Annotated in this window: 29 protein-coding genes; all 29 read right to left on the bottom strand. The window is 59.1% G+C overall.

Features of this window, described 5'->3' with window-relative positions:
* Window positions 1–12: 12 nt before the first annotated feature.
* The 29 genes from fliQ to H8S55_RS11575 all read right to left on the bottom strand — a co-directional run bounded on the left by fliQ (window position 13) and on the right by H8S55_RS11575 (window position 22,017).
* On the bottom strand, window positions 13–273 hold the full coding sequence (fliQ, locus tag H8S55_RS11715) for a flagellar biosynthesis protein FliQ (protein WP_186879104.1): 261 nt from the start codon (window positions 271–273) through the stop codon (window positions 13–15).
* A gap of 17 nt (window positions 274–290) precedes the next feature.
* A complete protein-coding gene (gene fliP / locus H8S55_RS11710; protein ID WP_147562033.1) occupies window positions 291–962 on the bottom strand; it encodes a flagellar type III secretion system pore protein FliP in 672 nt (223 codons plus the stop codon).
* The gene (locus tag H8S55_RS11705; RefSeq protein ID WP_186879103.1) at window positions 955–1,347 is read right to left on the bottom strand and encodes a FliO/MopB family protein; all 393 of its coding nucleotides are present in this window, start codon (window positions 1,345–1,347) and stop codon (window positions 955–957) included. The genes fliP and H8S55_RS11705 overlap by 8 nt, the downstream gene beginning before the upstream one ends.
* Window positions 1,348–1,353: 6 nt before the next feature.
* A complete protein-coding gene (locus H8S55_RS11700; protein WP_186879102.1) occupies window positions 1,354–1,719 on the bottom strand; it encodes a response regulator in 366 nt (121 codons plus the stop codon).
* A gap of 86 nt (window positions 1,720–1,805) precedes the next feature.
* On the bottom strand, window positions 1,806–3,221 hold the full coding sequence (gene fliN / locus H8S55_RS11695; protein ID WP_186879101.1) for a flagellar motor switch protein FliN: 1,416 nt from the start codon (window positions 3,219–3,221) through the stop codon (window positions 1,806–1,808).
* Between the two features lie 4 nt (window positions 3,222–3,225).
* A complete protein-coding gene (locus H8S55_RS11690) occupies window positions 3,226–4,230 on the bottom strand; it encodes a flagellar motor switch protein FliM (protein ID WP_186879100.1) in 1,005 nt (334 codons plus the stop codon).
* Window positions 4,231–4,309: 79 nt separating this feature from the next.
* A complete protein-coding gene (locus H8S55_RS11685; RefSeq protein WP_186879099.1) occupies window positions 4,310–5,074 on the bottom strand; it encodes a flagellar motor protein MotB in 765 nt (254 codons plus the stop codon).
* 40 nt (window positions 5,075–5,114) lie between these two features.
* Window positions 5,115–5,963: a motility protein A gene (locus tag H8S55_RS11680; protein ID WP_186879098.1), complete on the bottom strand. Its 849-nt coding sequence runs from the start codon at window positions 5,961–5,963 to the stop codon at window positions 5,115–5,117.
* 61 nt (window positions 5,964–6,024) lie between these two features.
* Window positions 6,025–6,240: a flagellar FlbD family protein gene (locus tag H8S55_RS11675; RefSeq protein WP_147562013.1), complete on the bottom strand. Its 216-nt coding sequence runs from the start codon at window positions 6,238–6,240 to the stop codon at window positions 6,025–6,027.
* 80 nt (window positions 6,241–6,320) lie between these two features.
* The gene (locus H8S55_RS11670) at window positions 6,321–7,433 is read right to left on the bottom strand and encodes a flagellar hook-basal body protein (protein WP_243200590.1); all 1,113 of its coding nucleotides are present in this window, start codon (window positions 7,431–7,433) and stop codon (window positions 6,321–6,323) included.
* 105 nt (window positions 7,434–7,538) lie between these two features.
* On the bottom strand, window positions 7,539–7,919 hold the full coding sequence (locus H8S55_RS11665; protein WP_147562011.1) for a TIGR02530 family flagellar biosynthesis protein: 381 nt from the start codon (window positions 7,917–7,919) through the stop codon (window positions 7,539–7,541).
* Window positions 7,920–7,934: 15 nt separating this feature from the next.
* Window positions 7,935–8,477 (bottom strand): flagellar hook capping FlgD N-terminal domain-containing protein, encoded by a 543-nt coding sequence (locus H8S55_RS11660; protein ID WP_186879097.1) that lies wholly within the window; start codon window positions 8,475–8,477, stop codon window positions 7,935–7,937.
* An 18-nt stretch (window positions 8,478–8,495) separates the two neighbouring features.
* Window positions 8,496–9,551: a flagellar hook-length control protein FliK gene (locus H8S55_RS11655; RefSeq protein WP_186879096.1), complete on the bottom strand. Its 1,056-nt coding sequence runs from the start codon at window positions 9,549–9,551 to the stop codon at window positions 8,496–8,498.
* 75 nt (window positions 9,552–9,626) lie between these two features.
* The gene (gene fliJ / locus H8S55_RS11650; RefSeq protein WP_186879095.1) at window positions 9,627–10,073 is read right to left on the bottom strand and encodes a flagellar export protein FliJ; all 447 of its coding nucleotides are present in this window, start codon (window positions 10,071–10,073) and stop codon (window positions 9,627–9,629) included.
* Window positions 10,074–10,096: 23 nt separating this feature from the next.
* A complete protein-coding gene (gene fliI, locus H8S55_RS11645; RefSeq protein WP_366467917.1) occupies window positions 10,097–11,398 on the bottom strand; it encodes a flagellar protein export ATPase FliI in 1,302 nt (433 codons plus the stop codon).
* Complete coding sequence (locus tag H8S55_RS11640) at window positions 11,367–12,266, bottom strand: FliH/SctL family protein (protein ID WP_186879094.1); 900 nt, start codon at window positions 12,264–12,266, stop codon at window positions 11,367–11,369. Before H8S55_RS11640 ends, fliI begins: the two co-directional genes overlap by 32 nt.
* Window positions 12,259–13,317: a flagellar motor switch protein FliG gene (gene fliG / locus H8S55_RS11635; protein WP_186879093.1), complete on the bottom strand. Its 1,059-nt coding sequence runs from the start codon at window positions 13,315–13,317 to the stop codon at window positions 12,259–12,261. The genes H8S55_RS11640 and fliG overlap by 8 nt, the downstream gene beginning before the upstream one ends.
* Entirely contained in the window at window positions 13,310–14,932 is a 1,623-nt protein-coding gene (fliF, locus tag H8S55_RS11630; RefSeq protein ID WP_186879092.1) for a flagellar basal-body MS-ring/collar protein FliF, read from the bottom strand. The genes fliG and fliF overlap by 8 nt, the downstream gene beginning before the upstream one ends.
* Before the next feature lie 68 nt (window positions 14,933–15,000).
* Complete coding sequence (gene fliE, locus H8S55_RS11625; RefSeq protein WP_186879091.1) at window positions 15,001–15,300, bottom strand: flagellar hook-basal body complex protein FliE; 300 nt, start codon at window positions 15,298–15,300, stop codon at window positions 15,001–15,003.
* A 24-nt stretch (window positions 15,301–15,324) separates the two neighbouring features.
* The gene (gene flgC / locus H8S55_RS11620) at window positions 15,325–15,792 is read right to left on the bottom strand and encodes a flagellar basal body rod protein FlgC (RefSeq protein ID WP_186879090.1); all 468 of its coding nucleotides are present in this window, start codon (window positions 15,790–15,792) and stop codon (window positions 15,325–15,327) included.
* 36 nt (window positions 15,793–15,828) lie between these two features.
* On the bottom strand, window positions 15,829–16,212 hold the full coding sequence (flgB, locus tag H8S55_RS11615; RefSeq protein WP_186879089.1) for a flagellar basal body rod protein FlgB: 384 nt from the start codon (window positions 16,210–16,212) through the stop codon (window positions 15,829–15,831).
* 282 nt (window positions 16,213–16,494) lie between these two features.
* Complete coding sequence (locus H8S55_RS11610; protein ID WP_186879088.1) at window positions 16,495–16,680, bottom strand: YjfB family protein; 186 nt, start codon at window positions 16,678–16,680, stop codon at window positions 16,495–16,497.
* Window positions 16,677–16,961: a carbon storage regulator gene (locus tag H8S55_RS14390; RefSeq protein WP_186879087.1), complete on the bottom strand. Its 285-nt coding sequence runs from the start codon at window positions 16,959–16,961 to the stop codon at window positions 16,677–16,679. Before H8S55_RS14390 ends, H8S55_RS11610 begins: the two co-directional genes overlap by 4 nt.
* The gene (fliW, locus tag H8S55_RS11600) at window positions 16,955–17,407 is read right to left on the bottom strand and encodes a flagellar assembly protein FliW (RefSeq protein WP_147561987.1); all 453 of its coding nucleotides are present in this window, start codon (window positions 17,405–17,407) and stop codon (window positions 16,955–16,957) included. Before fliW ends, H8S55_RS14390 begins: the two co-directional genes overlap by 7 nt.
* Before the next feature lie 17 nt (window positions 17,408–17,424).
* Complete coding sequence (locus H8S55_RS11595) at window positions 17,425–18,033, bottom strand: DUF6470 family protein (RefSeq protein ID WP_147561985.1); 609 nt, start codon at window positions 18,031–18,033, stop codon at window positions 17,425–17,427.
* Window positions 18,034–18,120: 87 nt separating this feature from the next.
* Window positions 18,121–19,176 carry a flagellin family protein gene (locus H8S55_RS11590; RefSeq protein ID WP_186879086.1) on the bottom strand — a complete coding sequence of 352 codons (1,056 nt, stop codon included), beginning with the start codon at window positions 19,174–19,176 and terminating at the stop codon, window positions 18,121–18,123.
* A gap of 21 nt (window positions 19,177–19,197) precedes the next feature.
* Window positions 19,198–21,192, bottom strand: a complete 1,995-nt coding sequence (locus H8S55_RS11585) for a flagellar hook-associated protein FlgK (RefSeq protein WP_186879085.1) — start codon at window positions 21,190–21,192, stop codon at window positions 19,198–19,200.
* Window positions 21,193–21,211: 19 nt separating this feature from the next.
* A complete protein-coding gene (flgN, locus tag H8S55_RS11580) occupies window positions 21,212–21,691 on the bottom strand; it encodes a flagellar export chaperone FlgN (RefSeq protein ID WP_186879084.1) in 480 nt (159 codons plus the stop codon).
* Window positions 21,692–21,714: 23 nt separating this feature from the next.
* Window positions 21,715–22,017 carry a flagellar biosynthesis anti-sigma factor FlgM gene (locus H8S55_RS11575; RefSeq protein ID WP_147561979.1) on the bottom strand — a complete coding sequence of 101 codons (303 nt, stop codon included), beginning with the start codon at window positions 22,015–22,017 and terminating at the stop codon, window positions 21,715–21,717.
* Between the last annotated feature and the right edge of the window lie 148 nt (window positions 22,018–22,165).

The raw sequence follows: 22,165 nt of genomic DNA, 5'->3' as shown, positions 1-22,165 counted from the left end.
AGCCGCTCTCCGTTACGCCGCGATCAGCGCGAAGATCTCTTTTGTGTAATCCTGCAAGGTCGTCAGCATCCACGACCCGCCGATGAGCAGGACCAGGATGACCACGATCAGCTTGAGCATAAAGGAGATCGTCTGCTCGTGGATCTGGGTGACCGCCTGAAAAATGGCGATCACCACGCCCACCAGCATACTTAAGATCAGCATGGGGCCGCCCAGCTCCAGCGCAACGCTTACCGCCTCCCGCAGAACGTCGATCACAGTCGTTGTGTCCATTTCTCACAGCCCCCCTGTCACTTGAAGCTCTGCACAAGGCTGGAAAACAGCAGTTCCCAGCCGTTTACCGTGACGAACAGCAGCAGCTTGAATGGCATGGAGATCATCGACGGCGGCAGCATGATCATACCCATCGACATCAGCGTGGAGGATACCACAATGTCGATCAGCATGAAGGGAATGTAGAGCAGCAGACCGATCTCAAAGGCCCGTTGCAGCTCGCAGGTCATAAACGAGGGCACCACCACCCGCAAGGGCAGCTTCACGGCCTCCTTCATGTTCACATTCTCCGGCAGCTCCACCTTCGCCAGATCGCAGAACATATTCAGCGTACTGGTTTTCGTGTTGCGGAGCATGAATTCCTTGAGGGGAACCTGCGCCCGGTCCAGAAATTCCTCCTGCGAGATCTCCTCCTGCTTATACGGCTCGTAGGCCTCCGTTTGGATCTGTGTCACCACAGGTGCCATGGTAAACAGCGTCAGAAACAGCGCCATGCCCACCAAAACCATGTTGGGCGGGGTCTGCTGGGTGCCGATGGCGGAGCGGAGAAAGGAAAAGGAGATGATGTAGCGGGTAAAGGAGGTCATCATCACCAGCAGCGAGGGCAGGAGGGTGATCATGGTGGTGAGGAATAAGATCTCCAGCGCCTGCACATTTTCGCCGTTGACATTGATCAGACTTTCAGTCACGATGCTCTCCCCTCTGTACCTTCTGCTTTAAAAGCTCGCTCATAGCGTCCCGAAAGGGCCTTTGCTCTGTGGAGCTCTTCTCCTCCCGGCGTGTCATCCACGCCGCCGCTTCCTCCTCCGTCAGCTCCGTCAGCAGGGAAACGCTCCCCGCCGCGCAGCCGAGAAGAAAGCAGCGCTTTCCCACCGCGGCCACCACTAAGGATTGGTCCTTGCCCAGCAGGACGCGGGATAGCACCTCAAGCCGCCCCTCACGGGGAATCCCCCCGGCATAGCGGCTGAACGCCGGCAGACAGTTGAGCCGCCGCGTCACATAGTAGCACAGCGCCAGCACCGCCACGGTGCACACCAGCACCCACAGCACGGAGAGGATCTCTTCTCCCGGCATCCTTGCTTAACCGCCGAGGATCGTGGTGACGGTCTTGAGCACGCGGTCGGGCTTAAAGGGCTTGACGATGAAGTCCTTGGCACCGGAGCGCACCGCGTCCATGACCATGCTCTCCTGACCCATGGCGGAGCACATGACCACATTGGCGCTGCCGTCCTTGCCGCGGATGGCCTTGAGGGCCTCCAGCCCGTCCATGTTGGGCATGGTGATGTCCATGATGACCAGATCGGGCTTCAGCTCGTCGTACTTCTCTACGGCATCGGCACCGTCCACCGCCTCATAAAGATCGGTGTAGCCGTTTTTACTCAGGGTATCCTTGAGCATCTTTCGCATGAACGCGGCGTCGTCAACCAGTAAAATCTTCTTAGCCATAATCGTTTTCCATCCTTTTCATACTGTTATTGATGATTGCAGTTTTTTCATTTATGGATCCGTCTCTCGCTGGGAGAGCCTGTGGATCACTCGCCGGTCTGTTCCTCCAGACCAGGCTTTTGCACGATCTCGGTAATGCGGACACCGAAGTTATCGTCGATGACCACCACATCGCCCTTGGCAATGCACTTGCCGTTGACGAACAGATCCACCTGATCGCCTGCCAGCTTGTCCAGCACCAGCAGCGAACCCTTGGAGAACTCAAGGATCTCCTGTACCTTGCGCTGCGTGCGGCCGATCTCGACCGTCACCTGCAGCGGCACGCCCAAAATAAGTTCGAGGTTCTGTGCCTGCTCCTTACCCAGAGCATTGACAGGGTCCATCTCCTGCAGCGACACGGGCTTGGTATTGATGACCTTCGGCTCAGGCGGCGTAGGCATCCCCTGTGGCGGATAGCCGTAGGGATAGGGGTAATTGGGATAATACATGGGCGGTGGATACCCCATATAGCCGCCTGCTGGCATCCCCTCCGGCGTGGGCGCCGCCACGGGAGGCTGCTGCGGCATCGCCGCCGCGGCAGGCTGTGCCTGCGGCTGCGGCGCGGCGGCCGGAGCCGGTGCGGCAGCAGGGGCAGGAGCCGGCTCCGCAGCGGGCGCGCCTCCGGCGTTTCCCGCCATCAGCGCTTCGATCTCCGCCTGTGAAAGCTGTCTGCCGCCGCCGCTTTCCGCAGCGGGTGCGGGCTCCGGTGCGGGAGCGGGTGCGGCGTCTCCACCGCCCGCGTTCCCCGCCATCAGCGCCTCGATCTCCGCCTGTGAGAGCTTCCGTCCGCCGCCGCTGCCCTCGTCGGGCGCGGGGGCAGGCGCGGGTTCGGGAGCCGGCGGGGGGGGCGCTTCCTCCTCGTCCTCGTCTCCCAGGCCCAGTCCGTGCAGCAGCTCCTTGGCAAGCGATACGCTCATCACGTTCATAAACTCGCTCTCAAGGGCGTTCTCGATCTTGAGCGCGAAGCGCACGACCACAACATCTTCCACACCCTGCGGCAGATGCGTCCTCTTGAATTCATCAAGATCCTCCAGCTCGAAGGGCTCGGGCGTGGAGATATTGACCGGATAGCCGAGGAAGTCCGACAGGGCGGTCGCCGCCGCGCCCATCATCTGATTCATCACCTCGCACACGGCGCTGATGGTCAGATCATCAAGCTCAAACTCTTCCTCCGGCGTCTCGGTGCCCATAAGGATATCAACGATGACCTTGATGTCGCTCTTGCGCAGCAGCATGATGTTGCTGCCCTCAAGCCCCTCTACATACTTGATCTCCACGCCCATCGCGGGTTCGAGCTTGCCGATGGTGAAATCCTTGACTGCCACGACGGAAACCGTAGGTGTCGTGATGTCCACACGGTGATCGAGCATATTCGATACGGCCGTTGCCGAGGAGCCAAGGCTGATGTTCATCATTTCCCCAATGGCATCTATTTCCATTGGGTTAAACAGTTCTTTCTCCATTCGCCTATTCACTCCTTTGTTCGGCCTGATAGCACACGTTGTCTATCTTCACAGCCATATTTTTCTTATGTGTTCCGATTTTTCCGGTAAACCAGTGATAACCGCCGATATCGAGGTAGATCGACGAATCCTTCGTGCAGCCGAGGTCGATCACATCTCCGACATTGAGGTGGTATACGTCATTGAGCGAGAGCCTCGTCTCTCCGAGGATCGAGACGATCTCAAGGCTGGAATCGCGGAGCTTATCAAAGATCTCCTCTGATTTGTCCTCCGTGGTCAGCTTGCGGACGGGATTCTCCCGGCTGATCTCCGCAAAGATATTCGTCAGCATCTCACCCGGCAGACAAATACTCATGCGCCCCGCCATATTGGGGAACTGCATTTTCATGTCCACGATAACAACGATCTCGTCCAAACCGATGATCTGGCTGAGCGTTGGGTTGACGTCTGTTTTGCTGTATGCAAATTCAATGGGAATGTAATTCTCCCAGCTGCCGCCCATCACGGAGACCATATCGCTCACGAGGTCCTCGTAAAGCTGAAGCTCCAGATTTGTGTAGGTATAATCCACCGGAAGCGACTCGTCCGAGGAACCCTCGCCGCCCATCAGCCGGTCCATCATACTCAGGGCCGTCGGCGTGGAGAGGTAGAACAGGAGCGGAACGTCCTGCTCCTTGTTCTTCACTGTCACATTCACCAGCGCCAGCACGTCGCTCTCCGTCAAGGCGTTGGAAAATTCGTAGTATCGCTGCTCCTCGATGCTCTCCACGGTGATCTCGCAGTTGGCGCGCAGCCGCGCGTTGAGGCGCGAGTTGATGATGCGCGAATAATTGTCGAAAATGCCGTTGAGCATTTTGATGCGGTCCTTGGTGAATTTCCTCGGGCTGCTGAAGTCATATTTTCGGTATTTCTTTTCCTGCTCCACCGCAGGCTCGTTCAGATCCTTCTCTCCGCTTTGCACCGCGTGGAGCAAGGCGTCGATCTGACTTTGTGATAATACTTCTGCCATGCAAATCCCTCATACTCTGCCGAGAGGATATACCCACACCCTCCCAACAGCTTCAAAGTGCCATTGTGTGGCCGTATCCTCAGGTTTCAAACTGCTGGATGCCGTTTTTCAGCTCCTCTTCAATGTTCCGCCCGCTGACGATCATCTCTACGCGGCGGTTTTTCGCCCGTCCCTCGCTGGTGCTGTTGTCCGCAATGGGCCGCCACTGGCCAATGCCCTCGCTCACGAGCCGCGCGGGGTCAAGGGTGGAGTGCTCCTGCACATAAATGACAACGTTGGTGGCACGCTGGCTGGAAAGGGTGCGATCCGTTTTCGGGTTGTTGATGGCGTTGGGGCTGGCTTGCGCCGTGTGGCCCAGCACCCGCACCTCGTCGATGGCATCGGACGCCGCACTGAGCATTTCGCTCACCGCGTCCAGCACTGGGAGGCTCTCCTCCCGCAGCACGGGGCTGTCTCCATCGAAAAACACGGACTGGTTAAAGGCGACGAACACCTTGCCGTCGCCGCGGGTGACGGAGATCTCACCCTGCGTCCCCTGCTGCGAGGAGACATATTCCTTCAGCTTCTCGTAAAGGTCGTCGATCTGCGCGTCCACCTGCGCCTGATCCATCTCCAGCATACCCTCGCCCTGCTCGGGGTCGGCGCTGGGACCGTCTCCGCCCAACGTTGCCGTGGGCGTTTCCACCGCGTTGGGGTTGAAGCTCAGCACGATGGCCTTATATTTTTCCTCGCTGATGGTGGACATGGAATAGAGCAGCACGAAAAAGCAAAGCAGGAGCGTCACCATGTCGCCATAGGTGTCCATCCAGTTTGCACCGCCGCCGCCCTTTGACTTTTTTTTCAAGCTACTTCCTCCATTCCCCGAGGCACGCCTCGGGTATGTGTTATTCCTCTTCGCCGCCCTTGTCGGCGCCCTTGCCCTTTCCGGAGCCCTCCCGCTGCTTCTGCGCCATATAGGTCAGCAGACGGTCACGCAGGAACTTGGGGTTCTCGCCCGCCTGAATGGACATGATGCCCTCCACAATGATCATCTTGCAGAGGACCTCCTCCTCGTCGCGGTTGCGCAGCAGCGTGGCGATGGGGCCGAATACCATGTGCGCGAGGATACAGCCGTAGAGCGTGGTGATCAGCGCCGTACCCATGTCCGAGCCGATGTTGGAGGCACCGTCGCCATCCAGACTCATGCCCTTGAGCATATTGATAAGGCCCACCAGCGTACCCACCATACCGAAGGCCGGGGCCACGGAAGAGGCTTTATCGTACATGGCCGCCGCGTCCTCGTGGCGGGCGGACATACACTCGATGTCGTTTTCCAAAATGCTCCGCACCTTGTCCTGATCATAGGCATCCACGATGAGCATGATGGCCTGCTTGAAGAAGGGGTCTTCTTGACTGTTGGCCTTCTCCTCCAGCGCCAGCAGACCGTTTTTACGGGCGATCTGGGCGAGATCCACCAGCTGGTCGATGTACTTGCCGGGGTCGTAGAGCTTGTTGTTCAGGATGATCTTAAAGTGCTTGGGCATCGCCTTGAGCATCTTCCCCGGGAAGCTGGCCACAACGATGAAGATCGTACATCCGATGACGATGAGGATACTGGCCGGGTCAAAGAAGTTTATGATATTCGCAAAATTGATGGTGATCGGCGGTGTGGCGCCCAGCTTGACGCTGGTGACCATACCGAAGATACAGACCAAAGCGGCGCCAACCAGACCGATAATATAATTTAGGTTCATATTCTCTCGCTCCCCTTGGCGGAGCACTCTTCCCTCCTGTTGTTCTTTTCTTTTTATCTGTTCAACGCTTGTCCGTCACCGTGATCTCACGGTGAATGTCCTGGACCTTGGCGTTGTAATTCGCAATTTTATCAATGATCTCCTCCACGCTCTCGCGCACAAGGAAGAAATCGTGGTTCATCATGGTGATCTTCACCTCGGGAATGCTCTCGATGCACTCGATCTGCGTGTGGTTCAGCAGAAATTTCTCTTGACTTCTTTTCGTTAAAAGGATCATGGCATTCTCGCTTTCCCGCGGGGCGGCGGGACGGCTGCACGTCCCGTCGCCCGCGTATCGTTATAAATTAGGTTCGCTGCTTACCGCTTCATGTTCACCAGTTCTTCGAGCATGGAGTCCGTCACGGTGATGATGCGGGTGTTGGCCTGATAGCCCCGCTGGGTGGTGATCATTTCAGAGATCTCGGTGGCGAGATCCACGTTGGAGCCCTCCAGACCGCCGGTGTAGAGAGTGGTGGAGCCGGCGGAGCCGATGGCGGCCTTGGCGTTGGGGGTAAAGTCCGCGTCCGCCTTATCCCCCTTGTCCAGATGACCATTGACATGGGTGATGCCCAGATCCGCGGCCACGCCGCCCAGCATGGTGACCTTCAGATCGCCGGCGCCGTCGCTGCAAGAGTAATAGGACTCGCCCTCGTGGGTCACGCCGTCGGGGTTGGTGGGGTTGCCCACGGCCAGATAGCCGATGGTGACAACCGTGTCCGTATCCTTCACGGTTCCGGAAATGCGGCCGCTCTTGGTGTCGATGCTGATGCTGTCCAAAGAGGCGAAGGGCAGCTCCACCTCTGCTGATGTATCATCGTCCGGCTTCTCGTGTCCCACGGCGTCCTTCAGCGCGATGTACTTGCCATCCTTATCCTTTTCCACCGCGTACTTGATCGTCTTGCCGTCCACCTTGGGCAGGCGGATGGGCACCAGCTGGTCGCTGATCTGCGGGTTGCCATCCTTGTCCACGCCGGTGTTCATAAAGCCGTAGACGGGGTTGCCCTTGCCGTCCACCAGATAGCCGTCTGCGCCGAAGCGGAAGTCGCCCACCCGGGTGAGCTTGAGGGCCTTAAAAGTGGCGGGGTTCGTGCCGGTGATGGACGCAGCAGTGGTCTTGTTGCCCACCAGGAAGAAGCCGTCGCCATAGAGCATACAGTCCATGGTGTTGCCGGGAGAATAGTTGCCCGTGGTCATGTTCAGATCGATGCTGGACACCTGAGAGCCGTAGCCGATCTGAGAGGGGTTCTTACTGCCGGTGGTGGTGGTACCATTCGAGCCGCCGCTGTACATGGTGTACAGCGCGTCACGGAAAACCGTGCGCTGGGATTTATAGCCGTTTGTATTGACGTTGGCGATGTTGTTGCCCACCACATTCAGCTTGCTCATGTGGGTTTTCAGGCCCGCGATCGCCGCATACATTGCTCCGGTCATATCTTCTGCTGATCTCCTTTCGGTTCTGACGCCGCGCCGCGCGCCATCAATCGGACGGTGCGCGACAGCCTCCGTAAACCGGTCCTGCTGTCTGTTATCATAATATTACAGGAACACGGCGCCGTCAATATTTGTGAATACGCTTTCTCTCATTTCTTCCTGTGTAATGGCGGTGATGACCTTGGCATTGGGCACATTGATGATAAACGCCTTTTCCGCGTCCATGGCCAAAATGTTGGTCGCGCCCTTGGCCTGTGCCCGGATCATACTGCCCTTGAGCTGGTCGATCAGGTTGGGGGTGATCTCAATGCCCCGCTGCTCAGCCCGCGAGATCGCGTGCTTGGAGAATGCGACCTCCCTCGTCTGCTCGCTCCGTTGCAGCTCCTGTTGCAGCGCCGCGTGGAAATCGCCGCCCTGCCGCGTTTGCTGCCCGGACCGTACCGGCTCCTGTGGGGCGATCACGCCGCCATATATCCGGTTGACCATAGGTTCCTTCCTTTCTTACAGTTCCGGTTCCTCCGTTTTGGGTTCCTCCGGCTGGGTCTCGTCCGGCTTGTCCACCTTCGGCGGCGTCTCGCCCGGTTTGGTCTCCTCCGGCTTTTCCACCTTGGGAGGCAGGGTGCCTACCGCCAGAATTTCGCTGAGGGGGTAGTACTTGTCGCCCACGAACACCACCTGGCTGCCGTTGTAGGTGCCGGTGCCGGTGACGGTGCCAACGACCTCCTGGAGCTTGCCGTCGCTGTCGTACTGGCCCACGGTGACCTGCTTGCCCACAAGAGACGCGGCATAGCTCATCACGGAGGCGTCCGTCATGTTCACCAGCGCCTGCACCATCTGCATCTGCACCATCTGGTTGAGCATATCCGAGGTGTCCGCCGTCTGGTCGATGCTCTGGTTGGTCAGCTCCGCTACCATCAGCTTGAGGAAGGAGGTCATATCCAGCCCTATGCTGTCGCTTTTCGACTTCACCTTCAGGTCCGCGGGAAGCTGATTTCCGGAGCCGATGGAGCCGAGGTTGGAAATATCGCCCATATAGCTGCCCATTGTTTCACTTCCTTTCTCTTAGGAGACTTCTTCCGCCGGGATCAGTCCCAGCCGAAGCTGATGCAGGAAATCCTGTCCGCTGTGGCGGCTGCTCTGCCGCTGCTCCTGCTGGTGATGCTGCTGTCCGCCGTTCTGACGGCCATCGTCAAAGCTCTGACGGGGGGCCTCCTGTTCACGAGGCAGCTCGACCTTGACCTCCTGCTGGGTCTCGCGGCCAAGAAGTGTCTGCAAGCTGGCCATGTCCTTTTCCAGAAGGCTCTGGGTGCGGGCGCTTTCGGCGTGAAGGATCACGTGCAGCGCGCCATCGTCGCTCCAGCGCATTTCCACCCGGATGCGGCCCAACTCAGCGGGCTGTAATTGCAGCTCCAGCCGGTTCTCGCCCCGGTCGATGGCCTGGGTCAGCGTGTCGCCAAGATCCTTGAGCTCCACCCCGTTCTCCACGGTCGGCTCTGCCTGGTACACCTCGCCTACCTTGACGGGTACGGCCTTGATGTCCCGGAATACCGGATGGGGCTCCACGTCGGCCTGCTCGGTGCGGGTCTCCGCGTGTAGCTCCTCCATCGGCAGCTCGCTGCCACGGCTCTCGCCGCTGTCAGCCTTGCCCGTTTCGGTCTGGGGCGCGTCCTGCGTCAGTTCCACGGCCTGCAGCTGCGGGGTCTCCTGCGCTGCCGGGGCCTCTGTTTCCACATCAAGGGTTGGGGCCACGCTCTGCTGGGGCGCCTGCTCCGTCTGAATGGGCACAAGCTCCATCGCCGCGCCGCTCTTCTGAACCTCCGGCTGGACGTCCTGCACGATCACGACAGGATTCTGGGCCAGCGCCATTGCTGCCAGCAGCATCTGCTGCTCCAGTCCGTCCAGATCGACGGTTGGCTCGGCCTCCGCCGTGTCGGCGGCCTTCACCGTGTTCTGCGCCGTTCCGGCGGTTTTGTCCGCCGTCTGGCGGTCACGCAGCATGGTGCCGAAGTCCTTGGCGTTTTCGTCCTTCCCGGTTCGATTCCCGGATTCGGCTCGCTGGGATCTCCCCGCCGTGACCATCTGCATCATGCTGAGCACCGCCTGATTCATCTGTTCCATGTTCGTTTTCCTCCTTTCTATTTGAGCATGTATATTCCAAAACGGCGGTCACCCGCCGGATCGGACTCTTTTTTATTACGCCTGCTGCCGCGCCCGGACGGCGCTGATGAATTCCTCCACCGCAAGCTCCTCGCTTTTGGAGAACGCCTTGTTGTACTCGCCCAGCTTTTTCTCCTTCAGCTTCTCAAGGGAGGCCGTTTCCTTCCGGGCCTCCACCACTGCCTGACGCTTTTCCTCCGCCTGCTCCTGAAGCTGCTTGAGCTGCTTCTCGCCCTCCTCGATCTCCCGCTCGAAAGCCCGCAGGCGGCCCTGATAGGCCAGCGCCTCAAGGATGGCAAGGCCCGCCCCGCAGGCCGCGGTGTACTCCGCGCCGCAGTCCCGGTACGCCTGCCGGAGCGCCTCAAGGGTCTCCTCCTGCTCCCGCACACGGGCCAGCGCCGCGCTGTATTCACTTTGCAGGGAATCCTCGATCTGCTGCTTGTAGGCCAGCACGGTATTCAGGGGAAATCGGAATTTCTGCATAGCTTTCCTTCCTATTCAGTCTCTCAGGCAAGGATGGCGCGCATCTGCTCGATGCACTGGTCATAGGTGAACGACTCGTCCACCTCCTGGGTGAGAAAGCCGTTGACCGCGTCGATTTTAGAGAGGGCGAAGTCCAGCTTTCGGTTGCTGCCCGGCTTGTAAGCGCCGATGGCGATCAAGTCCGCGTTTTTTTCATAAACGCTCAAAATATCCCGGATGCGGGAGGCCAGCTGCCGGTGCTCCGGCGAAACGATTTCGTTCATCAGACGGGAAATACTGGCGCTCACGTCGATAGCGGGATAATGGTTGCTGTTGGCCAAGGCCCGGGAGAGGACGATGTGGCCGTCCAAAATGCCGCGCACGGTGTCGGCGATGGGCTCGTTGGTATCGTCGCCCTCCACCAGCACGGTATAAACGCCGGTGATGGAGCCACGCTCAAAGTTGCCGCTGCGTTCAAGGAGCTTGGGCAGCTCCGCGTAGATGGAGGGCGTGTAGCCTCGCGCCACCGGCGGCTCTCCCACCGCCAGACCGATCTCTCGCTGGGCCATGGCGAAACGGGTCAGGGAATCCATCATCAGCAAAACATGGCAGCCCTGATCCCGGAAATATTCCGCGATGCCGGTGGCCACGCCGGGGCACTTCATTCGCAGCATGGCGGGCTGATCCGAGGTGGCCACCACCAGAACGGAGCGGCGCATACCCTCCTCGCCCAGATCCTTCTGCACAAATTCCAGCACCTCCCGGCCTCGCTCGCCTACCAGCGCGATGACGTTGATGTCCGCCTGCACGTTCTTGGCGATCATGCCCATGAGGGTGCTCTTGCCCACGCCGGAACCGGCGAAGATGCCGATACGCTGACCCTTGCCGATGGTCAGCATCCCGTCGATGGCCTTCACACCGAAGTCCATCCGCTCCCGGATGGGGGGGCGGTCAAGGGGGTTGATCTGCTTGCCACTGACGCAGAAAAGCTCTCCGTCGGAAAAGTCCCCCCGGCCATCGATGGGCTGGCCCAGGGCGTTGATGATCCGGCCCCGCAGGAACTCGCCCATTTTCAGCGTCAGCTGGCGGCCGGTGTTGCGCACGAAATTGCCGGCGGAAATGCCGCTCATGTCGGCGTAGGGCATCAGCAGGATGCGGTCGTTCTTAAAGCCCACCACCTCGGCGTTGATCTGCTTGCCGGTCTCGCCGTTGTAAATGCGGCAGATGTCGCCCACGGCGGCGTGGCCGCCGGAGGCCTCGATGGACATACCCACGATGTTTTCGATCTTGCCGGTGAGGCTGTAAGTCTGCGCGTTATAAACCTGTCGAATCATATTGCGGAACACGCCCCGGCCCGCCTCCTCCGATTTCAAACTTCTGCCGCGGCGCGTCCGCGGGAACGTCGGCGACTATGCCGCGGATATTGCTTAACTGGGTAGACGCGCTGGCATCAATGATCTCGTCGGGCATTTCGATGATGCAGGTGCCCGACTCGTCGTCCGCCACCGGCACGATCCGCACCTGATCGGAAAGGGATGCCAGCGCCGCCGCCAGGGGCGGCGAGATGGGCTGGAGCCGCTTGGCGTCACATTCTGCCAGATAGATACGCACCCATTCCCGGCGCTTGCGCTTGTCGATGGCCGTGTGGATCATCTTTCCAATGACCTCGGAGCTGCTTTTCAGGCTGACGCTGACCACCTTTTCCGCCACCGCGATGGCAAGGTCCCGCATCTCGCCCACATTCCGCTCCAGTTGCTGCTCCAGCGCGTCGCTGGCGCGCTCCAAAAACCGGCTGACCTCGGCGGACAGGGCGTCGCAGCGCTCCTGATAGCGCTGGCGGCCCTCTGCCTCGGCCTTGGCCGCGCCGTCCTTCTCCCCTTCGGAGAAGCCTGCGTCGTAGCCCTCCTTGCGGGCCTGCTCCCGCAGCTCCGCGAGCTGCTGCTCCGCCTCCCGCTTCGCCTGCTCCCGAATGGCCTCCGCCTGACGCTTGGCGTCCCGCAGGAGCCGGTCGGCCTGTACCTCGGCGTAACGGAGGGTATCCGTGCTTTCAGACGGCTCCTCCGACAGCGCCGCTTCCTCCTCCGGCAGAGGCTCCGCGTCCTCAGCAGTCTCGGAGGAAGGCATCTGCGGCTCGTCGGTCAAAAGCTCCGCCGCCTCAGTGAACTGATACGGCTCCGCCTTCGGATGGGCAATGTATTTCCATAGGTTAGGCAATGATATCGTCCTTTCCGCCCTTCATGATGACAATAACACCCTTTTCCTCCAGGTCGCGGATAACATCCACGATCCTCTGCTGCGCCTCCTCCACGTCGCGCATACGGACATTGGTGGTGATCTCCAGATCGTCCTTGATGTTCTGCACCATACGGGTAGACATATTGCTGAACAGCTTGTTGGCCACATCGGAATTGGCGGCCTTGAGGGAGAGCACCACGTCTCTCGGGTCGCAATCCCGCAGGAAGCGCTGCACGGAGCGGTCGTCCATGGTGATGATGTCCTCGAACACGAACATCCGCTTGCGGATCTCGTCCGCGAGAACCTGATCGCGATCAGAGAGGCCGTCGAAGATGTTCTTCTCGCTGGCGCGGTCGATGTTGTTCATAATGGCGGCCACATAGTCGATGCCGCCGACCTTGACATTGGCACTGGTGATGATGCTGGAGAACTTCTTGCTCATCTCTGCCTCAACGATTTTGATCGCGGCAGGCGAGACGCTTTCGATCCTCGCAATATTCTCAACCACCTGAACCTGCTTGCTCTCTTCAAGCTGGGCCACCACGCCGGCAGCCTTTTCCGCCTCCACATAGGAGAGCACCAGCGCAATCGTCTGGGGCCGCTCGTTTTGCAGCGCGGAATAGAGGGACTTGACATCGGCCTTGTTCATGAAGGCAAATTCACGGTTTTTGAGCGTCCTTGTCACCTTGTTCAAGAGGTCGTCGGCCGCCTGCTCACCGTAGGCCTTTTCCAAAACGGAACGCGCATACTCCAGCCCTCCCTCTGTGACGGCCTTATTGGTCATGCACATTTGGGTAAACTCAGTGAGTACATCCTCGGTCTGCTCAGCGTTCAGATAGCCGAGCCGCGCGACCTCAAGCGTGAGCTGCTCCACGTCCTCCGGGTCCATGTACTTATAGAGGTTGGATGCCTTTTCCGCACCCAGTGCGATGATCACCGCCGCCGCCTTCTGCGGACCGGTCAGCTCCGGCAGGGGCTTCTTGGGACTCTTCTGTTGTACCGCCTGCGCGGGTGCCGCTGCCTCACTCATTGTCATCGCCCCCTCTCATCCAACCGCGGATCAGCTGCGCGGCAAGCTCGGGATTGTCGTTCGCGAACTGCCGTACCTCCTTACGCAGCTCCATGCTCTTTTCGGTCTGGAGGGTCATCACGTCGGCGCCCTCAGTCGGTGCCGCTGCCTGCGGCAAGCCGGCAGAGGCAAGCAGCTCGTCGAGCTCCCTTTCCTTCTCGGCCTTATTTTTCCGCTTCTTGCGGAGCCGCAGGATCACGATCAGCAGGATCAGGAACAGCAGCAGTCCACCCGCCGCCGCGTAGAGCATCCACGCCGGCACCGGGATACCGGTATTCGGCAGGATGACCTCCGGCGAGTAGAATTTGTTCGTAACAACAGAGATCTTGTCGGCAAGATATTCCTCGCCAGTGGCGGGGTCCACGGTGCCGACAATGCCGGCGGCCCGGGCCACATGGGTGCGGATGGTGTCCGCGTCCATGTCGCCGGCGGCATCCGCGTTGACGCTGACGGCCACCGTGCAGTCCTTCAAATAGCCCGCCGTGTAGATGACGGAGGTCTCCGTCCACGGGTTATCGTAGTCGGTCTGGCCGCTGCCGCTGATCTCTACCTCCGTACCGTCGGTATCGGTCTTTTTCTCCACATATTCCGGCAGGTCGCTGTTGGTGGTGGAGCCCACCACGCCGCCAGCGGTCTCGTTTCCGGGACGGCCCACATAATATTCATATATTCTTGAACCAATGATGCCCTTGCCGCCGGTGCTGCCGTCCTGCGCCCACTCCGGGAGCTGCACGTCCCGGGAGTTCACCGTGCGCTGGCTGACCTCCACTTGACAGTTCACGCTCACTCGGACATTGTCCTCGCCGAAAAACGGCGTGAGCGCCTGCAAGACGTCAGTACGGATCTTATTCTGGTATTCCTCCTCCAGCTGCAGCTTGAGGGCGGAGGAATCGCTGTTGGAATATCCGTCGGTGGCGGTGTAGGTGTTGCCCATCGTGTCGGTGATGACCACAGAGCCGATCTTCAGCCCCTGCACGGCGTGGGCGACCAGATTTCGGATGGCCTCGGCCTGCTGGCTCGACAGCTTCGCCGCGCCGTTCATGGTCACCTGCACCGCGGCCGTGGCATCCACCACGTTTCCGCTGTCCAGCACGTAGCCACGGTCCTCGCCCCGGGTGATGAACACCTTGGCGTCCTTCACATTGTCGAAATTGCGAATGACGTTGCTGATGCTCTCCTGTAAAAACAGGAGATAGGCGTTGTTGCGCTCCGACTCCGTGGAGAGAGAGCCAACATGGTCATAATAGGTCGAATAGGCATAGCCGGACTGGGGGTAGCCCTCCATCACCAGCCGTGCCTTCAGCGCGTCTTCCTTCCCCTTGGGGACCAGAATGGTATCGTTATTCTCAACTTTATAATCCGTGATCCCCTGTCCCTCCAGGAAGGACAGAATGGACGACGCCTCGCTGGAACTCACGCCCGTAAACAACACGCTGTAGGGCTTATTGTTCAACGCGAAGGCCAGTGCGGCGGCCAGCACGACCACAACGATGCCGATGATAATGTACGCTTTTTTCGACACCTTTTTCAGGCGTTCCTTCGTCGTTTCCCAAAGCTTCTTTATCTTCTCGCTCAACCGGGGTTGCCTCCTCCATCAATGCTCACGACGGACGCGGCGAAATTCGCCGCGTCCGTTATATCCCGTTACAGGCTGATCCTCGTCAACTCAGAATAGGCGTCCAGCGCCTTATTGCGCAACTGTACCAGCAGGCTCACCGCGATCTCGTTCTTAGTCGAGGCGATGGTCAGCGCGGCGGGATTGTCCAGCTGACCGGTGGCAAGGAGATATTGCGCCTGTGTTTTTTCCGCGTCCGTCTGGCGGACATTTTCAATGGCAGAACGGAAGATGTTGCCGAAAGCGCCCTGCGCTCCCGAAGCGTCGACCTTTTCCGCGCTCCGCGCCTCAGGGACAATACTCGTGATCTGTTCAATAGGCGTGATCATATGCTAATTCCTCCTGTTCCGGCATCAGCCGCCGATCTCAAGGCCCTTGGCGATCACGCTTTTCAGCGTGTTGAACGCCGTGACGTTGGCCGAATACGCCTGCGTTGCCGCCATGGCGTCCGTGATCTCCTTGACCGTGTCCACATTGGGCATTTCCACATAGCCCTCCTCGTTGGCGTCGGGGTGGGTCGGGTCGTAGACCAGCTTCAGGGGGGACGGGTCGTCCATGATCTGCGTCACCCGAACGCCGCCGGCGTTGGCGCCGTTGTCCCGGTTCGCCACCGCCTTGCCCGCCGCCTTCGCCATGGCGCTGCGGAAGTCCTCCCGCCCGGACTGGGCCTCAAACACCACCATCTTGCGGCGGTAGGCCCCGCCATCGTTTTCCGTGCGGGTGGTGGTGGAATTGGTAATATTCTCGGACACCACGTCCAGCCGAAGCTGCTGGGCGGTCAGTCCGGAACCGATGACATTGATCGAGCTTAAAAAGGCCATTGTGTCTCTCTCCTTTTATTCTCCGTTACGCGCCGGTCATCCCTGGATCGCGGCTTTGAGTACGGTCAGGTCGCTGTTGATGGATTTCATCACATATTGTAACTGATAAGCGTTGCGGATCATTTCCACGCTCTGCTCGGTAACATTCACGCCGTTGTCGTCCATACGGGTGGACACCGGCTTCTCCTTCACGGAATATTCCGCGGAGCGGATCGCCGCGCGGGTCTCCTTTCGGGGACAATCCTTTTCCTGCGCCCGCTGAAGCCTTTCCCGCAGGATCTCCTCAAAGGTGACCACCTTGGGCTTATAGTTGGGGGTCTCTGCGTTGCTGATATTGTCTAAAATGGCCGCCTGCTTGGCCCACAGGAATTCCATGGACTTCTCCATCATCAGGAACGAGTTGCTTGACAAAAGTTCCATCCGTTTCCCCTCCGTTTTTGGTACTTTTTCCCTGTATTTTCCCCAAAATATCTCAGAAGTCTACACAGTTCGACAAATTCGCCAAAATATCTTATATTATACATTGCGATCGCGGGGATTTCAAGTAGAATTTCTCTTCACATCGTCTTTCAGCCTCCCTTGTTTCAAAATTGCGGCAAAAAATTCTTAATTTTAGGGAAATTTTGTCTCATCCAGCATTTTCTTCCCCCGCCATATTTTTCTCCCTAAAAAAGAAAAGAGGAGCCTTTCGGCTCCTTCTTTTCAAGCGTAGGTATCAATGAGCTGTCCCTTTTGGACGACCGGTGGTGTGGCCGGCAGCATATTGAGCAGCTCCTGTGCAGCAAGTTCCTGGGTATCCATGACCTTTTTGGTCACTGCAATCGAATATTCCGCGGCAAGCTGCGCGGACTTCATATCCATGGCAGCGCCGGCGATCGCTTCCATCATACCGATCCCTCCTTTTCTGTCTCACCGTTTGGTTTCATAAAAAGCGCTCCGTGCTCCGTCATGCCGTCCAGCAGCGCCAGCAGCGCCTTGGGATCAGATTCCTCCTTGGCGGAATCCCGATTGGCCGCTCTGGCGGCCACCAGCTCGCTTCTCAGAATGGACACCTCCGGCGGGGCCGAGATGGCCAGCCGCACGCGCTCGCCGTCCACCGACGCCACCGTGATAGAAATGTCCTCGCCGATGAGCAGCGTTTCTCCGCGCTTGCGTTGCAGGATCAGCATTTCTCCGCCCCCTCGCGTTTAAACTCTGAGAGCGGGTGGCGCATCCCGTAACGATCCGTTTCCAGAATGATCTGACGGGCCTCGCCGCTCCGGGGATCCACCACCACTGGGCACTTGAGATTGACCGTGCTGGCGGAGACGGGGTTCTTCACCGCGCAAAGCACATAAAAGCACAGCTTTGAGATGTCCTCCGCGCCGAACTGCTCCAGCTCCGCCGCGCTCAGCTCCGGGCTGTACTCTCCGTCCAAAGAGAAGGGGTCCAGCAGCACAAAGGCCAGCGGGCCGGTGGCGGTGCTTTGCAGGCAGAGCATCGTCCCGCCGCTCCCCTCGAAGGGAAGGAGCAAAAAGCTCCGCTCCTCCTCAAAGCCGAACAGCCCGTTGGGGAAGGTCAGAGCCTGGGACGGCTCATAGTCGATCTCGCCGAAATACTTGGTCTGAAGCTTCATGTTGCTCCTCTTCTCAATCAGGCGTGTACGTCCACCGGCTCATAATCCGGGTCGGAGGACGGCGGAACGTAGATCGGCCCGCCGATGTACTTGATGATCACGTCGGGACGCTGCTTCACGGAGATCTCAATGTCGCCGGGGACGAACTCGAAGTTCCCCTTGGACTGTCTCCAGTCAAAATTCAGCTTATCCATCTCAAAGCGAATGTTCATCTCGCCGGGATCGCAGGTGATCTCCGGGCCGACGGTGGGCAGAAACTGAATCCCCACGTTGGTCTTCAGATCCTTGTTCATCGCGTCCTGGGCGAACTGCGTCACCAGCTCCTCGCCCACCTGGGCCTTCAGCAAGAGCTGGCCCTGCTGGGCGTAGGTAGCCGTGGCCTGATAGGCCGCCTCCTGTCCCAGCTGAGCGTTTTGCTTGGTGGCCCGCATGGGTGATGGTACGATGGAATTGCGGGCCTCAAAGGTGTCGATGTTCAAATGAATGGGTCTGCTCTTGATGCTCAGTCCGCCCTTGGCGCGGGAAATTTCCAAATCCGCCGTGGCCCGGGTATATTCCAGCCGAGCGTGAGAGACCTTCATTTCGATCTCGATGGGTACGCTCTGTATCTCGATCAGGGGCATCATAGCCGTCACGCATCTCCTTCCGATCGTCAAAAATATTTATCCTTCACTCCGGCGTTTCGCCGGAAAAAGAAGTCAAAGCCAGGGAAATCAAGTGTTCATATAATCCATCAGACTCTGGGAGAGGATGCTGTTGCCCACCTTGAGCGAAGCATTATAGCAGTACTGCGCCCAAGAGAAGGAGGTGATGGCATCCGCCAGGTCCACTTGCTCGATGCCCAGGATCTGCTCCTGCAAGGTGTCGGTGTTGGCCTTGAGCTGATCCTGATTGCTCTTGATAAAGGCGGCCTGGGTGTCCATCTCCGTGTGCTTGTCGGTCAGCTGCGAGGCGGCATCCTCGAATTTTTTGGCCAGACGGGAAAACTCCTCTTTGTCAGCCGCGCTGGCCCAATTGCCGCTGTCGGGGTCGCAGCGGCGGAGCAGCGTGCCCATCCGGTCGGCGATGGAGACGATGTTCTTGGGGTCGCCGTCTGCATCCTTGCCATAGCCGAGGAATGTGATGCCCTGAAGGCCCACGTTGGCCACGCTGGAGCCGATGATGTTGCCATTCTCGTCCTCCTGCATACCAAAGCCCAGGTCGGCGTTCTTGCGCTCATTTGCCATGTATTCCAGAGCTTCCAGCTCCTTCGGGTCCTGTGTATCCACGGGGATACCCCGGTAGCAGAGCTTGCGGTCATCGCCCTCGCCCTGCCATTCAAAGGGGACGTTCAGGCCGTCCGCCCCGGCAAAGACGAAGTTCTCGCCGTACCGGCAGTTCATGCTCTGGACGATGCCTGTGGCCAGAGTTCGCATAGACTGGCCCAGCGCCACCGCGCCGGAGCCGATGGTGTCGCTCTTGCCCTGTAGGATCATGGCGAAGGCGGAGTCGCTCTTGCGGTTGTTCACATCCTGCACCACGGATTCCAGCGTATTCCAGGCCACCTCGTACTTGTGCTTGACGGAATCGCCCACATTGTACTGGCTGTCGGTGCGCTGGAGGGAGCGGCGCAGCTGGAATGCCTTGGCCGCGGCGGCGGGGTCCTCGGCGAAGGAGTTGAACTGCCGCTGGGTCTGCACGGTCTCCCGGGCCTTATTCATGGTGTAGCTTGAGCGCTGTAAACTGTAGCGATAGGTTTTCAGAGTGCCGTTTGTGGTTGAACGGATCATGGGAGCGTTCCTCCTTCTTTATCAAGCGCCCGTGCCGTTGATGAGCTTATCCAGCACCGAATCGATGGTGGTCATCAGGCGGCAGGCAGCGCTATAGGATTTGGAATATTGCATCAGGTTCATGGCCTCGTCGTTGAAGTCCACGCTGGAAACGGAATCCCGGCTGGTGTCCAGCGAGACGGAGGAGGCGTAGTAGGCATCCAGCAGCGTGGAGGTCACCTTCATATCGTTGCCCAGCACGGAGCCGATGTTGGACCACATCTCCTGGAAGGAACCGGTGAACATGGTGACATCCTTGCCCTTGGCGTCGTCTTGAATCGTGCCGGGCTTGTAGTCCTGCTTCTTTTCAAAGAGGTAGATCATGTGGTCGATGTTGCTGCTCTCCGTGGAGGGGATCTTGTCCATGGCGCTGGGCAGCTGGAAGGAGCGCACGATCTGCGGGCCTTCGGCCCACTTCGCAGAGATGGAGATGTTGGCGGCGGTAATGCCGTCCGTATCGTTCCGGTCGCCCCGGTTGCTGAACAGGGGCGCGCCCATCGAAATGCCCTTGTTGCCCTTGAGATAGTCCTCTACGGAATTGGCGCCGCCCATCTGCTTCTTTGCCCAATCAGGGAGCTTGTCCCATGTGTCGTTTCGGTTGAGGGTGTGCGTCTCGGCATTATTTTGGGGATTTACAAATGTAAAAGAACTGGGGTTGTCTCTTGTGATCTTGCCGTCGGCATCCATCGTGCCCTTGACATAATTGCCCTTCTCGTCGTAAACATAGCCCTGATTGGCATCATTCAGCGTCTGGGCAAACTGCCGCGCCAGCAGATCCAAAGACTTCTGGTAGTAGGGGATGCCTCGCTGACTGGCGGCATTGGGGTCGCGGTCGATGTCCTCCTGCGTGGAGAACTCGCCGGATCTGGTCAGCAGCTCACGCTGGGACTGGAGCGCGCCGTAGAGGTCGTTGTCCGCCAGATCCACCGCCTTGGATTCTTTGCCGTCCTTATCCTTCATCACCGCGCCCTTGCGGTCAGTCAGGGCGGAGACAGTCAGACCGAGGTTGGGGTCGTCGTACTTCGCGGCATCCTCTTCCTTCTCTGTGGCATTGCCCTTTGCGTCAAGATACCACTGATTTGTTGGGCCGTTCGGTTGATTCAAGTCTGCGGCAGGGTTCATAGTGAGCAGCTGCGTGGTGGAGAGCTGTGCGCCGTACACGCCGTCGATCAGCGTGGTGGTGTCCGTTCCGCCGGCCTTGCCGTCGGGGTTGGCATCTCCCAGCTTGATGACCAGCTTTTCCACCCACTGTCCCCCGCCGATGTCCTCGGTGGTGTAGGTCACGTCCACCTTCATGTACTGGGAGAGCTGGTCGATGAGCACGTTCCGCTCGTCCCGCAGCTCCAGGGAGTTGTCGCCGTGGATCTCGTTCTTGCGGATGGTGGCGTTCAGGTCCCGGATGTTGGTGAGGATGCCGTTGACCTTGGAAACGTCCTGCTGATAGGACGCCATGTTGTTCTTATAGACCTCCTGCAGGCGGCTGGCGTAGGCGTTGAGCTGCTTGGTCAGGGTGTCCGCCGAGGCCCGCACCTGAATGTCGTACAGGCTGTGGCCGGTCTGGTCGGAAAGCTGACGCAGCTTGGCCACCATGTCGGAGAGCTGTGCCTCGATGATGCCGAAGGCGTCATCGCCCTTGCCCACCTCGTCCAGCACCGCCTGAATATTCTCCAAGCCGCCTAATTTGGCATCCATGCTGCCCACGTTGGCCATCTCACCCCGATAGCGGATGTCCAAATAGGGGTCGCGGAGCTGCGTGAGGCCGGTGCACAGAACACCGTTGCCCACCCGCGAATCAAAGCTGGAATAATACCGATCCGCGCCGCTGGCGCCAAAGCTGGACTGCTCCAGCCGCTGGCGGGTGTAGCCGGTGGTATTGACGTTTGCGATATTGTTGCCCGTCACGCTCAGGCCCTTATGCGCCGCGTAGATCGCCAGGCGTGCCTGTGTGAACGAACCGAATGTACCGATGGAACCCATATCGTATCTCCTTTGTCTCTCAGGCGCGGAAATCTGTTTTCATCGTCTGGGGCGGCTCGGCCTCCGGCGGGGCATAGCCCGGCCCGGAAATGCCCTCGGGCCCGCCGCCCAGCATATCGAGCACGTGCTCGACCTCCCGCAGGTTGCTCTCCAGCGCGTTCCGCGCCACGGCGCTGTTGGCCTGATAGACGCGGTAGCTGTCCTTCACGCCGTCCACGGCCCTTTGGGCAGCCTCCCGCCGCTCAGACGGGAAATGCGCCGGAAGGTCGGACAGGGGCACGGCGGTCAGTCCCAGAGCGGCAAGAAGCTGGCCCCGCTTCTGCTCCAAGCCTCGGAATTGGAGGGCGATAGCCTGTTCCTGCCGCATGACGCCGTCCAGAGCCATCAGGTCATCGCCGCACACGGCCTCGTTTTTCTTCCGCGCAAGGGCGGCGAGGCGGTCCAGCTCCTCCTTCAGCGTCTCCAGAAGGGCGATATATTCTTCAAATTGGTCTTTCATACTCGTTTGCTCCTTACGGGCGCTTATTCCCCGGCCATGTAAAGGAGCCGTCCGGCAATGGCCATGCAGTCGGGCGTATAGGTGCCCGCGCTCACCTGTGCCCGCAGCGCCTGAATGTCACCGGTCGAGTTGGCTGTGCGAACCTCGTTTGCCAGTCGGCTGACAAGGCAGCGGCGAAAATCGCTTTCACCGCCCTCGGTGGTAAATTCTGCGCTGTCATAGCTGCGTCCATCCGTTTCCCTGGCTGGTGCGCCGTGCTTTACCTCTACATAATAGGAACCCGGTGCCCTCGCAGAAGAAACGCCGCCGGTCAAAAAAGTCAGCATGAAGCCTCACATCCTTCTCTACTTGGAAATCAGAAAACAATCCATATGTTTTCTACGATACTACATTATTTATATCGGCAGTCCACCTATTAAAAATAAGAACTTTCTCCGCACTTTTCTTACAAAAAAGAAAAAACGCTGCCACGAG

Source organism: Flintibacter faecis, assembly GCF_014287875.1.
GTDB classification, from domain to species: domain Bacteria; phylum Bacillota; class Clostridia; order Oscillospirales; family Oscillospiraceae; genus Lawsonibacter; species Lawsonibacter faecis_A.
The sequence above is the reverse complement of the archived record's forward strand: the minus strand, read 5'-3'. Positions and strand labels throughout refer to the sequence as shown.

Excerpts from the sequence above, each read along its gene's own strand:
- H8S55_RS11670 (WP_243200590.1), bottom strand. The coding sequence starts at position 7,433 with ATGACCGGAGCAATGTATGCGGCGATCGCGGGCCTGAAAACCCACATG.
- fliJ (WP_186879095.1), bottom strand. The coding sequence starts at position 10,073 with ATGCAGAAATTCCGATTTCCCCTGAATACCGTGCTGGCCTACAAGCAG.
- H8S55_RS11575 (WP_147561979.1), bottom strand. The coding sequence starts at position 22,017 with ATGCTGACTTTTTTGACCGGCGGCGTTTCTTCTGCGAGGGCACCGGGT.
- H8S55_RS11705 (WP_186879103.1), bottom strand. The coding sequence starts at position 1,347 with ATGCCGGGAGAAGAGATCCTCTCCGTGCTGTGGGTGCTGGTGTGCACC.
- flgB (WP_186879089.1), bottom strand. The coding sequence starts at position 16,212 with ATGGAACTTTTGTCAAGCAACTCGTTCCTGATGATGGAGAAGTCCATG.
- H8S55_RS11660 (WP_186879097.1), bottom strand. The coding sequence starts at position 8,477 with ATGGGCAGCTATATGGGCGATATTTCCAACCTCGGCTCCATCGGCTCC.
- flgC (WP_186879090.1), bottom strand. The coding sequence starts at position 15,792 with ATGGCCTTTTTAAGCTCGATCAATGTCATCGGTTCCGGACTGACCGCC.
- H8S55_RS11680 (WP_186879098.1), bottom strand. The coding sequence starts at position 5,963 with ATGAACCTAAATTATATTATCGGTCTGGTTGGCGCCGCTTTGGTCTGT.
- flgN (WP_186879084.1), bottom strand. The coding sequence starts at position 21,691 with ATGAAAGACCAATTTGAAGAATATATCGCCCTTCTGGAGACGCTGAAG.
- fliN (WP_186879101.1), bottom strand. The coding sequence starts at position 3,221 with ATGGAGAAAGAACTGTTTAACCCAATGGAAATAGATGCCATTGGGGAA.
- H8S55_RS11610 (WP_186879088.1), bottom strand. The coding sequence starts at position 16,680 with ATGATGGAAGCGATCGCCGGCGCTGCCATGGATATGAAGTCCGCGCAG.
- H8S55_RS11675 (WP_147562013.1), bottom strand. The coding sequence starts at position 6,240 with ATGATCCTTTTAACGAAAAGAAGTCAAGAGAAATTTCTGCTGAACCAC.
- H8S55_RS11585 (WP_186879085.1), bottom strand. The coding sequence starts at position 21,192 with ATGGGTTCCATCGGTACATTCGGTTCGTTCACACAGGCACGCCTGGCG.
- fliQ (WP_186879104.1), bottom strand. The coding sequence starts at position 273 with ATGGACACAACGACTGTGATCGACGTTCTGCGGGAGGCGGTAAGCGTT.
- H8S55_RS11655 (WP_186879096.1), bottom strand. The coding sequence starts at position 9,551 with ATGGAACAGATGAATCAGGCGGTGCTCAGCATGATGCAGATGGTCACG.
- H8S55_RS14390 (WP_186879087.1), bottom strand. The coding sequence starts at position 16,961 with ATGCTGATCCTGCAACGCAAGCGCGGAGAAACGCTGCTCATCGGCGAG.
- H8S55_RS11700 (WP_186879102.1), bottom strand. The coding sequence starts at position 1,719 with ATGGCTAAGAAGATTTTACTGGTTGACGACGCCGCGTTCATGCGAAAG.
- fliG (WP_186879093.1), bottom strand. The coding sequence starts at position 13,317 with ATGAGTGAGGCAGCGGCACCCGCGCAGGCGGTACAACAGAAGAGTCCC.
- H8S55_RS11590 (WP_186879086.1), bottom strand. The coding sequence starts at position 19,176 with ATGATCCGTTCAACCACAAACGGCACTCTGAAAACCTATCGCTACAGT.
- fliW (WP_147561987.1), bottom strand. The coding sequence starts at position 17,407 with ATGAAGCTTCAGACCAAGTATTTCGGCGAGATCGACTATGAGCCGTCC.
- H8S55_RS11595 (WP_147561985.1), bottom strand. The coding sequence starts at position 18,033 with ATGATGCCCCTGATCGAGATACAGAGCGTACCCATCGAGATCGAAATG.
- H8S55_RS11690 (WP_186879100.1), bottom strand. The coding sequence starts at position 4,230 with ATGGCAGAAGTATTATCACAAAGTCAGATCGACGCCTTGCTCCACGCG.
- H8S55_RS11665 (WP_147562011.1), bottom strand. The coding sequence starts at position 7,919 with ATGGTCAACCGGATATATGGCGGCGTGATCGCCCCACAGGAGCCGGTA.
- fliE (WP_186879091.1), bottom strand. The coding sequence starts at position 15,300 with ATGATCACGCCTATTGAACAGATCACGAGTATTGTCCCTGAGGCGCGG.